The 14,468-nt window shown below is 56.2% G+C and carries 15 protein-coding genes; 5 read left to right on the plus strand and 10 right to left on the minus strand.

Going from position 1 to position 14,468, the window contains the following annotated elements; all coding sequences use genetic code 11:
• Positions 1 to 128: 128 nt before the first annotated feature.
• A complete protein-coding gene (locus tag V5A26_RS01450) occupies positions 129 to 1,841 on the minus strand; it encodes a SipW-dependent-type signal peptide-containing protein (protein ID WP_332321051.1) in 1,713 nt (570 codons plus the stop codon).
• Between the two features lie 22 nt (positions 1,842 to 1,863).
• On the minus strand, positions 1,864 to 2,691 hold the full coding sequence (locus tag V5A26_RS01455) for a SipW-dependent-type signal peptide-containing protein (protein WP_332321050.1): 828 nt from the start codon (positions 2,689 to 2,691) through the stop codon (positions 1,864 to 1,866).
• Positions 2,692 to 2,989: 298 nt separating this feature from the next.
• Here V5A26_RS01455 and V5A26_RS01460 point away from each other — a divergent pair, with 298 nt between their 5' ends.
• A complete protein-coding gene (locus tag V5A26_RS01460) occupies positions 2,990 to 3,577 on the plus strand; it encodes a DUF7344 domain-containing protein (RefSeq protein ID WP_332321049.1) in 588 nt (195 codons plus the stop codon).
• Here V5A26_RS01460 and V5A26_RS01465 read toward each other — a convergent pair.
• Complete coding sequence (locus tag V5A26_RS01465) at positions 3,574 to 4,380, minus strand: hypothetical protein (protein ID WP_332321048.1); 807 nt, start codon at positions 4,378 to 4,380, stop codon at positions 3,574 to 3,576. The genes V5A26_RS01460 and V5A26_RS01465 overlap by 4 nt on opposite strands.
• Positions 4,381 to 4,531: 151 nt before the next feature.
• Between V5A26_RS01465 and V5A26_RS01470 the strand changes: the two genes are divergently transcribed.
• The gene (locus V5A26_RS01470) at positions 4,532 to 5,182 is read left to right on the plus strand and encodes a DUF7344 domain-containing protein (protein ID WP_332321047.1); all 651 of its coding nucleotides are present in this window, start codon (positions 4,532 to 4,534) and stop codon (positions 5,180 to 5,182) included.
• Between the two features lie 4 nt (positions 5,183 to 5,186).
• Here V5A26_RS01470 and V5A26_RS01475 read toward each other — a convergent pair whose 3' ends face one another.
• Complete coding sequence (locus V5A26_RS01475) at positions 5,187 to 5,519, minus strand: hypothetical protein (protein ID WP_332321046.1); 333 nt, start codon at positions 5,517 to 5,519, stop codon at positions 5,187 to 5,189.
• A 321-nt stretch (positions 5,520 to 5,840) separates the two neighbouring features.
• Here V5A26_RS01475 and V5A26_RS01480 point away from each other — a divergent pair, with 321 nt between their 5' ends.
• Entirely contained in the window at positions 5,841 to 6,149 is a 309-nt protein-coding gene (locus V5A26_RS01480) for a hypothetical protein (RefSeq protein WP_332321045.1), read from the plus strand.
• 285 nt (positions 6,150 to 6,434) lie between these two features.
• Here the strand turns inward: V5A26_RS01480 and V5A26_RS01485 are convergent, their stop codons facing one another.
• Both V5A26_RS01485 and V5A26_RS01490 read right to left on the minus strand, forming a co-directional pair.
• Positions 6,435 to 6,827, minus strand: coding sequence for a DUF302 domain-containing protein (locus V5A26_RS01485; protein ID WP_332321044.1), 393 nt, complete (start codon positions 6,825 to 6,827; stop codon positions 6,435 to 6,437).
• Positions 6,828 to 7,307: 480 nt separating this feature from the next.
• Positions 7,308 to 8,414, minus strand: coding sequence for a carbon-nitrogen hydrolase family protein (locus V5A26_RS01490; protein ID WP_332321043.1), 1,107 nt, complete (start codon positions 8,412 to 8,414; stop codon positions 7,308 to 7,310).
• 252 nt (positions 8,415 to 8,666) lie between these two features.
• Between V5A26_RS01490 and V5A26_RS01495 the strand changes: the two genes are divergently transcribed.
• Both V5A26_RS01495 and V5A26_RS01500 read left to right on the plus strand, forming a co-directional pair.
• Positions 8,667 to 8,942, plus strand: a complete 276-nt coding sequence (locus tag V5A26_RS01495) for a hypothetical protein (protein WP_332321042.1) — start codon at positions 8,667 to 8,669, stop codon at positions 8,940 to 8,942.
• A gap of 280 nt (positions 8,943 to 9,222) precedes the next feature.
• Entirely contained in the window at positions 9,223 to 9,744 is a 522-nt protein-coding gene (locus V5A26_RS01500) for a universal stress protein (protein ID WP_332321041.1), read from the plus strand.
• A gap of 731 nt (positions 9,745 to 10,475) precedes the next feature.
• Here V5A26_RS01500 and V5A26_RS01505 read toward each other — a convergent pair.
• From V5A26_RS01505 to V5A26_RS01520, 4 genes are all read right to left on the minus strand, one after another.
• The gene (locus V5A26_RS01505) at positions 10,476 to 11,183 is read right to left on the minus strand and encodes a DUF4897 domain-containing protein (protein ID WP_332321040.1); all 708 of its coding nucleotides are present in this window, start codon (positions 11,181 to 11,183) and stop codon (positions 10,476 to 10,478) included.
• A gap of 5 nt (positions 11,184 to 11,188) precedes the next feature.
• Entirely contained in the window at positions 11,189 to 12,019 is an 831-nt protein-coding gene (locus tag V5A26_RS01510; RefSeq protein WP_332321039.1) for a hypothetical protein, read from the minus strand.
• A gap of 241 nt (positions 12,020 to 12,260) precedes the next feature.
• A complete protein-coding gene (locus V5A26_RS01515) occupies positions 12,261 to 13,646 on the minus strand; it encodes an aminomethyltransferase family protein (protein WP_332321038.1) in 1,386 nt (461 codons plus the stop codon).
• A gap of 349 nt (positions 13,647 to 13,995) precedes the next feature.
• The coding region (locus tag V5A26_RS01520; RefSeq protein WP_332322175.1) for a hypothetical protein at positions 13,996 to 14,468 on the minus strand (473 nt) is incomplete at its 5' end.

Below are 14,468 nucleotides of genomic sequence, written 5' to 3' on the forward strand. Positions count from 1 at the left end.
TATTCCACCGACACGCTCCCCATACCGGCAACAGGACCATCCTACCGATATTTGCGATCCCGTGGATCGAACCGTCATACCGAATATTTTGTCCCGCGGTCCGGGTCCACGGGAGCCGAGTCGCTCGATCAGGCCGGGGTTGGGCCCGAGCCGTCGTTGTTGCGCTCCTGTTCGGTGTAGAAGCCCAGGTCAAAGCCCATCGTGTCGCCCTGGATCTCGTTGCCGACTTCCAGTGGCAGTTCCCAGGAGAGACCGATGCAGTGCATGATCCCATCGCCACGGAAGGCTTCCCGATCGTCGCTGGTCGGATCGTCGACGAATTCGTCGAAGATCGTCGCGCGATTCCCGTCGAGTGGAATGCCGTTTCCGGCGGCGAGTTCCCCGAGCACCTCTTCGAGAGTTCCCTCCATGATGGTCTTCTCGGCGATTGCCTGGGCCGCGATGTTGCCGAAAACCGGGGGAATGTTGGTCGGAACGTCCACGTTGCTGAAGTAGACGGGATCTCCGCCCGCGCCCTCGGCCGGACCGGCCATCGACAGCAGGACGCTGTCGTTGGCGCTTCCTACAGAGACCGTGTAGACGTCAGTCGCCGGTGCGGGACTGGCTGCCCGTGCATCATCAGCGGCATCGGTCGGCGAGGAGAACGTCGTCGAGCCGGTGCCGTTGAACGATTCCCCATCCGAAAGCACGATGTTCTGGGCCGGGACGCCGGACCGGCCATTGGTCTGCAGTTCGCCCTGCGCGTCGTCGACACCTTCCCCGATGTACGTTCCGGTGGCGATGCCATCTGCGTCCGAGTACGGGTCCGGATCGCCGTCGCCGTCGAATGGCGTCGATCCAGAACCGCCTGATACGACGTTCGCCAGCTTCTGGCGGAGGTTGTCGACAGCACCGTTCACCACGCTCAGGTCCGCCGTCAGTGGCTGCAGAATGCCGGTGCGTGGTTCGGTGTCGTCGCTTCCTTCGCCGTCGAAGTACGCGACACCCAGTGTCACGTCCGCGTTCTGCTGTTGCAGGTAATCGATGAATTGCTTGATGCCCAGTTCCACGAGGTCGATCTTCGTGGTTTCGTCGTAGGTGTTCCCGTCCACCTGGATCGGATCCGACGAGATGACCCCACCGTACTGGTCGTACAGCATCGACCCCGAGAAGTCGATGGTGAGCATGATGTCGGTGAGGTTGTCGTGGTTGTAGACGTTGTCACAGTCCTCGTCGTACCACAGCGATGCCTGGATGGCGCCCGCGAGGTCGGGCAGGTTGTCCGGATCCACGACGGCTTCCGGGTCGGGGTGAAGGCCGCCGTCCTCGGTAAGGTTCCCTGCCTGCATCCAGATGTAGCCGGGGTTATCACAGAGATGCATCGAGAAGGTGATCTCGCCCTCGTCGCCCGGTTTCACGTCGCTGAACTGGACGAGCGTCTCCATCGGTTCGCCGGTGACTGGATCAATCCTGAAGTCGGCCTCCGACAGCGGTGGAATCGAGTCACAGCCGAGGGTCGGGATGTTCGCGCCGTTGCTGTTCGGATCGTCCTCGTCCGGGAAGTCACTGTATTTGAGGACTTCTTCGGTCAGGGGATCAATGATCGACTGCTCACCGTCGCCGTCGTGGTCGGGGTGAGCGTTGACCCACGTCCACTCGTCGCCGAACCTTGCCGCCTGTTGCCAGTCGACGAGCAAGTCGAGTTCGCCCGCGACGAGTTCGTTCTCCGCGAAGGTTTCCTCGTCGGAGAAGAAAGCACTCGTGCCGAGGCCAGCGCCCGCCGAAGCGAGCCCGACGGCCCCGATACCCGCGAGCACCTTCCGTCGAGAGAGTCGGTACAGTTGTGGTTTATCTGCTGTCATTGTTTCACTCTATCTCCTCCGATTAGGCGGTTGTGTTGAACGGGTCCGGGTTGTTGCGGACCTGTTCGGTCTCGAAGATCAGGTCGAATCCCAGACCGTCGCCCTGCATGACGTTCCCGACCTCGCTGGGGATCTCGAGGAGGAGGCAGAACGAGTAGCTCCCCTCGCCGTCGTTGACGACGGCTGGAGCACCTTCGTTGTCCTTCACGAGGTAGCCAGGTGCGAGAATGTCGTCCGCCTCGCGGGCGTTGGTGTAGTGTGTTTGTGCGTCGACTTCGCCGCCAATGTCCGGTTCACCGTAGCTGATTCCGAGGTTGTCGGAGGCTAGGTTGAAAAGCGGGTCGAGGGTCGACAGTCCCGCTTTATCGCCGGACTCGTCGAAACCTTGCCACACGGTCGTCAGCAGGAACTCGCCCAGGTCGGCATCGTTGTCGGCATCGCCTTCGGCGGACTGTTCGGGTTCGGGGTTGGCGCCACCGAACTCCGAGAATGCCTCCGTACGCACCTGCAGGTAACCCGGGTTGTCCGAGACTTCCACGTCGAAGCAGATGATCGCCCAATCGCCCGGTTTCACGTCGTCGACTTGCAGGCCGGCCGTGACGCCTTCGCTGTCTGCAGTTTCCGAGAGGCCGATCGAGTCGGCCCAGTAATCGTTCGCCGCGACGATTTCTGCGGTCACACTCATGTCGAGTGTTCCCGCCGTCAGGCTGTTGCCCCCGAAGGTTTCCGTGTCCGAGAACAGCGCGCTGGTTCCAAGTCCCGCGCCCGCGGACGCGAGGCCGATGGCACCGAGGCCGCCGAGCATTTTGCGTCGCGAAAGCCGGTACAGTTGTGGTTTGTCTTCTGTCATGGTTTTGCTCCCCAGCCGACCTTGGAATCGCCTGATTCAGCGGTCAGTCGGGTTACTCGTCTCCAGGTGAGACGGGGGCTTACCTATGCAGAGGTTCAGTGGTTTCACCCCGCAAAACCCGATTTTATAGGAGACTCCTACCGAAATAATTGGCCTGGTTGGGAGTGCCTACCGCCCGAAACCCTGTCTCAGCCGGACCGGTTGGATCTTCATACTGCAGTGATAGGACACTCCTATCGATCCAGGCGACAAAGTAGGCTGTGTATGGTTTTGCTCCTGGCTTACGTCGGGAGTGGTAATGTTTGGACGGGTCACGCTTCCAGAAACGGAAATTTACCACGTCCTGAGTAATTCCCGTCGCCGGGCCGTGCTCGCCATCCTCTGGCGTCAACCCGAACCAGTGACGCTCCGCGAGGTCTCCGAGGAAATCGCGACAAGAGAGACAGGAGAGCGTCCTGCGCCCCGTGCCCTCCGGGAGAGCGTCTACAACGCACTTCACCAGACCCACCTGCCGAAACTCGACGCGCTGGGACTGGTTCGCTACGACAAGCATCGAAAGATCGTCGAAGCACAACCAGCCGCCGGTCAACTCGGCCGCTACATGGACGTGACGACGCGAATGGGAATCTCCTGGGGCGAATATTACCGGGCGCTCGGCGTGACTGGACTGTTCGTCACCGTCGCCTCGCTCGCTGGGGCTCCCGGATTCAGTGCGATAGATCCGCTGCTGCCGGCGACCGCCTTTCTCGGAATCTTCGCGCTTTCGACCGGCTATCAACTCGCGTCCGCTCCGATCGGATGGGGGCCAAAGCTCGCTCATCACGTCGCCTCGCTGCGTGGGCGATTCGGGTTCAGACTTCCATATATCGGGTTCGGCCCTCCTTAGATGGCGTCCGGGACCGACCGAGCATTGATTTCGAACAGCCGGGCGACACATCCAGTACAGGAAGCAGTGATAACATGATAGTCGCGACAGCACGATTCCACGAGTTCGGTACCGAGTTCGATCACACCTCCACAAACCGGACAGTTATCCAGACAGACCCGAATCGCCGCGAAGGACTGGTTTCGCTCCGGAAGCGACAGGTGGGCCCACTCGTCGGTCCAGGATGCGAGCAGTTCGTCTGCTGCGAGGTCGATCACGAATGCGACGCGTGACTCCCACCGACCGACGGAATGATCGTCGACGAAGACAGTCCACACCGGACCGTTTCCGTCGAATGTGACGCGATCGGGGTTCACGTCAAACAACGCCCCAGCCCCATCGACCGACGCCGAATCGTCGATTTCAGCCGCAACCTGGGCCAATCGAGTTTCGAAACTGGGCGCTACTGCGAGATCACCATCGCCCGATTCCAGCACCCCGACGCGACATAGAAACGCGTCGACGTCGAAGAACGATCCCTCGAACTCGGGTGGTGATTTGCCGAACCACGAGAGCAGCCACGGTGGAAAATACCGATGCGTCACCGTCGGCGTTCCAGGGATTAAATATCCCCGCAACCAGATTGCACCGAATGCGATCACGCCCACGACGATCGCCCCCCACCGGGAGACAAAGGCCGTTACCGTAACGAGCCCAAGCGCGATCGCACTATTCAGAACTGTACACGGTGTGCATCGATTTTCACCGACGTACGCCGGTTTCCGGAACCGCGAAAGGCCGGTAGCCCGGATAGACCCCATCATCTACCCATTTCGCTCCCGGATCCTATAGGTATGAAAACCGTACCTGCGACACTTCGTCTATGACGACTGGCAGGCGCCCATTACTGTAAGGCATCCAACTTGTAGTGGAATCATAATACATATTCATGGTATGTTGAACCAAACCAATAATATGCAAGAGAAACATCCCCGGGGCCAGTTGGGTAGTACAACTGGGCCCAATTCAAATGGGGCGGATGGGGAACCAATCAATGTTGGTGCGCCACCGCTCACAACGGAGGAGATTTTCCATATTCTCAGCAACCGGCGTCGTCGCTTCGCGCTCCACTATCTCGATCAGGTTGAGGATCCGGTGACGATTCGGGACCTCTCCGAACAGATCGCCGCCTGGGAGCACGACATCGACCGCAGCGCCGTCACCCCGAAACAACGGAAACGAACTTACACGGCACTTCATCAGGGCCATTTGCCGAAATTGGATCGGCTCGGAGTCATCGAATACGACAACGAACGGGGCATCGTCGCCCCTTCCGAGCACGTCAAGGACTTCGACGTATACCTCCACGACGTCCCGCAGGACGATATCCCCTGGGACGAGTTCACTCTCGGCTTCGGGGCGGTTTTGAGCGCACTCGTGTTCGTCGGCTGGCTCAGTATTCCGCCATTCGGCGGGGTTGATGGATTCCTCTATGCGGCGTTCGCTGCACTCTCGATCACGGTGTTGGGCGGGTACCGCGTGCTGACGGACACCAAAACGCACCTCGGACGGACGGCAGCTCCCACAGAGATAACCCCACCGAACGAATTTGATTTATATGAGTAATCGATCAGCGATATCGGGTCGCAACCCAATCGATGAGTATGCCGTAGGCCAATCCGGCAAAGAAACTCGGCCAATCGCGGAACTCACTCGTGAAGGTGATCGACGCGGTCACCAAAAGCCCCAGCACAAAGCCCCTGACCAGGACGTTATATTTGGAATCGATGAATCGAAGCCCGCCCGCCAATCCGATGACAAGGCCCATAATGACCCGGTTGTACCACATGGCGAAAAGATACAGTTTGTTACCCTCGAAGCCGATCCGGAGCCCCACTCCGATGATGCAGAAAACACCCAGAAACGCCCCCATGAGGACGCCAATGGCGAGTCGTTTGTTCATATTGATTTATTTGTTGGATCGACAATCAATATTTGGGTCCGCAACCTTGGGTTACCAATTACTTGATAAAAAAGCGTTGGATTTTCGAGAACTGGGCATTTGGCGTCGCCTCGATGCTCCGCGACCTTCCGGGTATTGCAATCGGGTCAGCGTTGGGGTCAGGGCTTTTCCTGGTCGGCATTGCGGTTGCGATTGGCGGGTTCCTGACCCCGTTTGAAACCGATGTCGACCACGATTACCTGACTCCTCGTCCTTTCGCCATTGGTCTTGCTCGGGTTCCTCTGGAATGGATTGCTGTCCCGTTTCGATGGGATCGCACTGATGGTGGTGTTCGGACTCATCCTCTGGTACCTGTACCGAGAAGAGCGGGAGGGAAGAGAGACCTTTCGGGACGAAGAAGCTGAGGAGGCTGTTGAGGTAGTCGAAGCCGAAGGTCACAGTTGGTGGTACTATCTCGGTCTCTCAGGGGTGTTCGTCATCGGCCTCATTATTGGCTCGGAGTTGGCGGTTCGTGGAGCCCGGGGGCTCGTAACCGCATTCAGCCTCAATCAAACAGTATTCGGGATGACGTTCGTCGGAATAGCGATGGCTCTCGAGGAGGTAACCTTGGTCATTGCACCGGTTCGATAATGGCGGCCGAGCATCGCCGTGGGAAATATTATTGGGAGTTTGATTTTCTTCGCAACGGGGAATATCGGTCTGCTCGCGGTTACGGAAGTACAAGGAGAAAGCCTCGTGCTTTAGCGCGGGGAGGATGTCAATGGCCGGCCTTTTTCCTCGCTACAATTCTGATGGGACTGTTCCTCTTTCGAGGTCGGATCAAACGATTTGAGGCGATCGTATTGTCACTCCTCTATGGGGCGTTCTGGATCCTGAGTTACGTCTTCATCTACAAACTCGAGCGTTCGTCTCCGCTTAGGCAGCCAATTCCTCGAAGGCCCGTTCGAGCCGACCTTTCACTTCTTCTGCAATCTCGTCCAGCGCTGGATTCTCTGGAATTTCAAGGAGTTGCTCCGGATCGACGGCACTCACGACCACTTCACCGTCTGCGGACTCGTAGACGACCACGTTACACGGGAGGAGTGCGCCTAATTCGGTTTCAGCAGATATTCCTTCGTGGGCCAATGGCGGATTACAGGCTCCAAGAATCCGGTATTGGTCCATTTCCACGTCCAGTTTTTGCTGAAACGTCGATTGGACGTCGATATCCGACAGGATTCCAAATCCTTCGGCTTCGAGGGCATTCGTAAGGTCAGTGAGTGCGTCTTCAAACGATGCATCGAGGGTCGTGGTGATTGTGTACGTCATGGTTGAGATGGTATTGCTGTGATATGCGGCGGTTTCCGTTCCCGAGGTGACCCGGTATTGGGTATGTCTCGCCCGGCGCCCGCTCCAGGTTCGATAGGGGATCGAGGGGGAACGGCCCTTCATTGATTGAGGGTGCAATTTTGGCTTGGTCCCAGGGAAGGTGGCGATTTTTCACTCCGTCGTTTGGTAACACCTCCTCGATCGTCTCGAAAATCGCCTCCTGCGAACGTCCCTGGTGCCATCATCTATTTCACCCATCACTTTCGGACAGGAGTGGTCTGAGAGTACCGTTCCCTCCTCGCTGGTGACTTCTTCGGTCGTGCCATTGGTGGGCATTTGGGTAAATAGGGTGCTTGCCGCTAATACAATACTACGAAATACCCCCACCAATTCGAGGAATCAAACCAGACGGGTGCTCGATGCGAACACGGTCGACCCGAGAGCCTCGATGATCCAAACAGGTTTGAAGAAATGAGTGGGCTATTGGAGGTCGGAAATCACCGCTTCAACTGCCTCAATAGGAACATCATACGTCTCTGCTATCTCTTGCACCCTTGCTGGCGAGATGGGCTTTTTGGACGGGTCTCGGTCGCGTTCAGGAGATTTCGGGGCGTCGGTACGGATCGGATCAAGTGAGTCCTGGCTCACGTCTAGCGATACTGCGTCCCACCGACTGTAGTGACCCATGGCGTCAAAATACGCCTTTGTGGCCCGCCGCTCGTCCCGGTCGAACTCGGCCGTGAGAAGTCCTTCCTCGTCAATCAGCGGTCCAGCTTTGACAATTCCGGCTGGATTGACGAGCATACTCCCCCCAGCACCGACGTTGAATCCGAGTTCGTCCTCGGAAAACCCGTCCGGGAGGTCCTCGTCCATGTACGCCGACGCGGAGACGACAAACGACTGGGTCTCGAAGGCGTACTCTCGAACGGCCGGATAGATGTCACAGGTTTCGATCGCTTCGGTGTCTGTGGCGCGGGTTTTATTCCCGGGATGGGTGTGTTGTTCCCAGAATCCAGGCCAGACGGCTGCATGAATCTCCTCACCTTTGGCCTGTAAGGCGGCCTTTGAGAGACTCATGTGATTTTCATAGCAGATGAGTCCGCCCAATTGGCCGATGTCCGTTTCATACGTTTCAAGGCTTGATGGGTCCCCTCGGCCCCAGATGGCACGTTCCTCGTGGGTCGGCATCAGTTTTCGATGGCGGCCCATGAGATCTCCATTACTGTCGAAATAGAAAAGGGAATTATACACCGTCTCGCTGCCGTGTCTGTCGCTGAGTTCGTTCGTTCCCAGAACCAGATTGAGGTCGGCGTCAGCAACTGCGTCACCGATAGTGTCAATCGCCTCGTCGTCGACGTGGAGGCTGTTTTTCTGGAGATCGACCATCAACTCCGTCCATCGGGGAATAGAGACGCTCCCTCGCCAGTAGGGGTATCCTGGAAAATACGTTTCCGGGAACACCACGAGGTCGGCCCCCGCAGCACCTGCGTGTTCGATCCACTCGCAGGTTTTATCGAGTGTTCCTTCTTTATCGTGGTACACCGGCTCGACCTGTGCCGCGGCAAGGGTGAACGTTTCTCTGGACATGGGGTTGTATAGGAGGGGGGGAAGAAAATTTATCGGGTGTTGCGAAGTCACTCCTCTGTATACACGGATTTTCCCGACCGCGCCCAACGCCCGGACGGCTGAGACTCGAGTGGTGTCCCAGTAATTGGTGGCAAATCGCCCCATATTGTAGTTAATCGGTCGAAAAGATAGCGAAAGTCGGGTTAAGCCCGTCCGAAGTCGGGTTCAGGGCTTGCACCCGTTTTATGCCCCCACCAGGTACCCTGAAATGCAATGATCGAAGCAGACCCACTCACGATAGCAACGATCGCGAATGACACAGCACAGATAGTCTTGCAGGCCGGTCCGCCTACCGACCTGCCCGCACAGGTCCCAGACTTCGTCAGCAGCATCCTCGAGACAGTCCGAAGCTCCGCTGGCGAGGGCGGGCTGGGTGAGATAATCAGCGGACTGACCCCTGGTGGAAGTGAGGCTGCTGAGGGTACCGGCAAAGCTGCAGAAGGTGCACAGAAGGCTGCAGGCGCTGGTATCGAAAACACGTTCAATTAAATCAGTCATCTGCCCGTCCCTGCTGACGTTCTCCATGAACCACCTGACTGATGAATAGCAGGCCACCAACGTGCGGACCCAGTGTTAGGATGGCAATCGAGAAAATGGGGTGCCGTATTAGGGTTTTACTGCAAATCGAAAATCCGACGAGTCGTATCGGAATGTGCGAACCGATTTCATGTCGGTTATTCTGCAAGCAGTATCCGACTGGTCCAGTATGCCTCCGATAACACCAGAGTCGTCCGTGTCTTCTTTTACCGATTGCGTGCCATATCTAAACATGACATATCTGGTCCCATTCGATGGGTCGGAGTTATCAGAAGCGGCCCTTTTCAAAGCCCGGCTTCACACTATTGCATTGTCCGACGCACCGCCACCGATCCAAGACGAAATCCTTCGGGAAAAACCGCTCAATATCGTAGCCGTAACTGTCATCCCGGAAAGCGCCCGGTATGCTCGCGAAAAGGGTTGGATCAACGCGGACGAGGAGTTTCGAACCCGCCTAGTGGTTGAGCGGTTGCATCAACAAGTAACAGATATCGACCCAAGTGCCGAATTTCAATTCGTACCCGTTGATGCGGCTGCGAGGTCGGGAACGATCAGCTCTCGACTCAGGCAGAAAGCCGAGGAACTAGATGCGGATACGATTTTCATCGGGAGTGAAAACGCTGGGCGGATTGTCACCCCGATTACGAGTGTCGCAGCAGGAGTCACAGCAAAGCAGGACTATGACGTCTATATCATTCGAAATCCACTTCCCGAACCGACAAAAAACCGGGTCAAATCCGGGTTTTTCTCCTGAATAACCGGGCCCAGACTGTGACAGGAACAACGGAAATTCGATGGCAGGAACACGAGACTGCAGACCTAACCTGGGAGGTTGAAGTCGTGATGGGGGCCGAAGCAGGCGTTAGTCCAAGCCTCGTCGGAGTCTTCTGAGTGAGTCTTATCCACCCAAATCTACGGTCATCCGAAACCGAATCGTTCCGAAACCATCGCGGCTGAATGAGGGTTGACAAACACTTTGGGGCGACATCGAACAGCCTGAGTATGCTAACTCGTTTTTGTGCTTCCCTCGATTGCAGACAGGTGTGCCAAAAGTTTACCCCCGACAAGCACCACCATATTCATATGGTCTTTCAACGCATCGCTGCCTCAGTCGGTATTGCCCTCGTAGTGGTCGCAGGGCTTTGGACACTTGGAACGCTGGGGTTACAAGTTACCAATCCGGGATTCGGGGCAACGTTCGTGCTGAGCATTGGGTTTCTCGCGGTTTTCGTAAACATAGGTGCTCGGGGCGCTCAAACGACCACATCTCAATATTGGTAAGGCAGGCTTTCCCGACTGTCTCTCACTTGGATTTTTTACCCGCGTCTGTGAGATCGACAGATTTGCTTCCAAACTCCAACCAGAAGAAGTTATGCTTGATCTGCGCCACGAAGATTTCGACAGACTCGCTTGTCAGACCAATCATTAGCACAGTTCAACCCAATACTTAGAGCAAGATGGTGGTAAAGCAAATTCCACAACTGATTAGCGTCGTCGCAAAATCAGCGATGCCCCAGCAATCCCACCAATCCCAGCAAGGATACCCATACCTGGAGTCGATGTCTCAGTCGTGCCAGAAGTCGAATCCGCGGTTGCCACGAGTTCAAAACCGTCGAATGAGGAGTTCGCCGACCACGTAAGTGTCCCGTCGCTCCGGTCGTCCGGTTCCGGTGAGACTGACGCGACCTCATAGCTGTCTGGAACAGTCACCTGGACACGTTTGTCTGACTGGAACTCACTCGAAAACGGTTCAGTGAGGCGGATTTGGCCATCGTCGACTCGTGCCAGCTTCTCCAGTGTCGCCGTCAGTTCGATAATGCCCGTCGAATCAACCATATCCAAAGTTATCTGAACGTCAGAAACGGTCACGTCCCGCCCAGTCCGATCAGCAGTCGCATTCGCAACACCGATCATCCGGTCCGCAAATCGAGTCTTAATTTCGTTCTGTAGTTGCTCATCGGTCTGAATGCTTTCGAAGGCAGTCTGCTCTGTTGTCGAGGAGAGATCGTAGGTCAGTCTGACAGTCACGTCGGCAGTACCTGTCTCATGGATGTCGACTGTAACACCGGGTTGGGTTGAGGTGTCCTGTGCAGCTACCGAACCGGCACCGATCCCAATTACCGAGATGGTGACCAAAAGCGCGAGCGCGACACTTCGTAATCGGGCCGAAGTGAGAGCAGTCGATGTATTCATCGGACTTACTGGCCAGTAACCGTTGAACCGTTGCTCGGGCTCACTTCTGTCGTAGTGTGTGATGTGGTCTCGTTTTGCGTAGTCGTCGTGGTTGTCGTTTTATCCATCATCCCGCCATCCGTCCCGTTGGATCCCATTTGGCGGTCAGTTTCCTCTCCAGATTGATTTCCACCAGGCATGTCAGCGGGCGGGCCACGCGGGACTCCTTGCGGTGGGCCCATCGGCATTCCGACGTTGTTCCCAGCGATCTGACGCGCCATAGCGGCCGTCTCCGGTCCAGTCATGTTGTGGGCCTGGGTGCGGATGTGCATGAGAGCGGTAGCGTTCACACCGTTTGCCTCCAGCGTCTCGTTCGAAAGCGTCTCAGCGGTCTGACTGGTGCTGTTGGCCATTCGTTCCAAATTGCTCGTTTTCGTGACGAGCGCACTCATTCCCACCTGATATTGGGATTCAGAGATTGTGCCGTTCGCAAGTGATGCGTTCATTTGGGCCTGTTCCTGCTCGAGTTCGGTGAGCCGGGATTCCAGGTGTTCCTGGGTCCGGTTCAAGACCTGTGCTTTGGAGTCGTTCGTGGCCGCAGCGGCGACTTCAAGTCCGAACGAGCGGTGCTCGATTTCGCCCTGGAGCTCTTGCTGCTGGACAGCAACACTCGCAGCCAGGTGGAGACCGGGTTTTGTCTCGTTTGCCGTCGTATTGTTCACGTCGGTGTCGTTTGTCTGTGCGAGCGGTTCGATCTCGGCGGTGTTCGATGAGCCTGAATCGGCGATAGCCATGGCCGGTCCGGTAATGGACACGACCATCGCGATTGCGATCAGGGCTGTCAGGAGTCGATTCATTGTAATCAATAACAGGGGAGATGAGTGTTTAAGTCGTGGAGATACTGCAGGTTAATTGGGACGAATTAAGCAGAATACGGCCCGTTTAACTGGGTTTTTTTGGTGACCTGCCCCTGAACACCCTGGAGTCGGCAGTTATCCATCTGGGATACGGGAACAAAACGGTGATGCGTCAGAATATGACCGAAACAAGAACCGAAAAACGGTCCGCAGATCGGTCTTTGACCCTTTCCTATTCGGGCTATTCGTCCGATTTCGCGTCGAGTTTCGCCTGTTCACGCGCGCTTGGGTTAACTGAAGGTTGGAAGGGGACTTCGGATACCTTCGCGTACACGGGTTCGCCTGGTTCTTCAGCGTACTCGTCCGGAAGGTGGACGTTGAACTCGATGTCCGAGTCTTCCTCATAGACCCTGTCATCCAGTGGGACGCCGAGCGATTCGAGTTTCTCCGCGGGGACGTGTGCCAGTGCAATGTTCGTCTCTAGCTCGGGGTTCCACCACGGAGAGGTGACATAGCCGACCTCCTCACCGGTTTCGGGGTCCGAAACGAGCCAAAAGTCCGACGCATACTCCGTGATCGGTTCGCCCGCCATTTTGAGTCCGACCATCTTGAGAGCAAAGGGATACTCGCCGTTCTCGATTTGCTTCTTCTGCCGTTCGAGTTCCGCTTTTCCAACATAATCCCCGTCTTTGTCGTCCGGAACGTGATACCCGAGATTGACTTGGAACGGTGAGGTTTCGTGATCCATGTCCTGCCCCCAAGAGAGGATCCCCGCACCAATCCGACGCTGGTGGCCTGGGGCAATTTGCATCCCACCATGGTCTTTGACCGTTGCTAACGCCGGGTCCCAGACGCTTTCAGCGTTCTTCGATGCCTCACGCACGTAAATTTCGAAGCCTTTCTCCCCGGAGAACCCGGTTTGGCTCACCAAGACGTCAGTCCCGTTGATTTCCGCTTCTAACAGCCCATAATACGGGATATCACTGATTTCGTCCCCGATCAGATCCGTCAATACCGCCTCGGACCGTGGACCTTGGACCTGCATCGGAGCGACGTCGATCTCGTCGATTTCCACGTCGAAATCCATACCTACGTTGACACCCTCGATCCACTGCATCAGCGTCGAATCCGAAATCGAGAACCAGAATTCGTCTTCGGACAACCGCAGGAGAATCGGGTCGTTGAGAATGCCGCCGTCCTCGTTGCAAAGGATGACGTACTTGCCGTTCATCGGCTCGATTTCGGTCACGTCTCGGGTTACGACATAGTCCGTAAGTGCTTCAGCGTCCGGACCTTTGACACGAATCTGCCGTTCAACAGCAACGTCCCAGAGCGTTACCGTATTCGTGAGGGCCTCGTACTCCGCCATCGTGCCCCCGTCCTCCGGTTCAACGAGTCCGCGAGGATGATACACGCGGTTGTAGACAGTCGCTCGGTAGGCGCCCTCCTCGTTGAACGACTTGTGGAAGAACGGTGATTTCCGAACCCGGGTTGAAACAAGCATTTCGATGCCCGGATCCCCGGTTTGCCGGAGATTCCTGGGCAGAACCCGATCGGATTGGTCAATCTGCGGGTGATTCGGATGCTCAGACGAACCTGCTTCTTGTGAGTTGTTCTCTTGTGCCATATAATAATTAATCATCAAAGACTGAAAAGCAAAGCGATAGAGGTTTTTTAAACCTGGAAACTGACGTTCCGATCTGAACGGTTCCATGAATGGAACCAACTGAAAGGATGTGGGAACTGGGGAGTTTCATCGCTGGATTTTCGAGAGATGCCAACACTGACTGTGGCTCAATACGGGTGGGGAAAAATACCCACTGATGATTCGAGGTCGTCCAATATCAGCTAGGACAAAGGAGGCGTCCCAACCTGTTCGGTCGGAAACATCACTGTCTCAGACTGCAACTACGAAACAAGCTATAGGTGAAACGCGAGGGGGCATTCGATTTTGGGCCCCAAAGACTGGGCCTCTGTCAGTTGCCTTGGATGGCGTCAATGACCATCGCAGCGGCTAAAACGACCTCTTTAGGCACCTTACTGGCATCATCGATCGAAATGTCATACCGATCGCGTGGTGAAAATTGGCCATCGATCGAACCGACGTGGGTTCCCTGCCCGTCCGTGATGTCGTATTTGTGCGGGATCCATTGCCCGAACGGCAGACGACTGCGTGCCAGTGTGATGAGTGCGCCCCGTGAATTGATCTGGGCGATTTCCGAACTATCGTCTGGATCTCGGATTCGCCAGGTATCCTGGAAAATCGAGAAGTCATTATCCAATATGACGACTTCGTCCCCAGTTTGGCTATCAATCAACGAGTAGTCCCCAGCAATATCGATGACTCCGCTTGCTTTGACGGTGAATACATCGGTCCCACCGGCATCGACAAAGGGGAATTCTTCTTTCGACTTGAAAAGTTTCTGTTTCCCCTTGAGAACGGTCTCAC

This window comes from Halodesulfurarchaeum sp. (assembly GCF_036626455.1).
Taxonomy (GTDB): Archaea; Halobacteriota; Halobacteria; order Halobacteriales; family Halobacteriaceae; genus Halodesulfurarchaeum.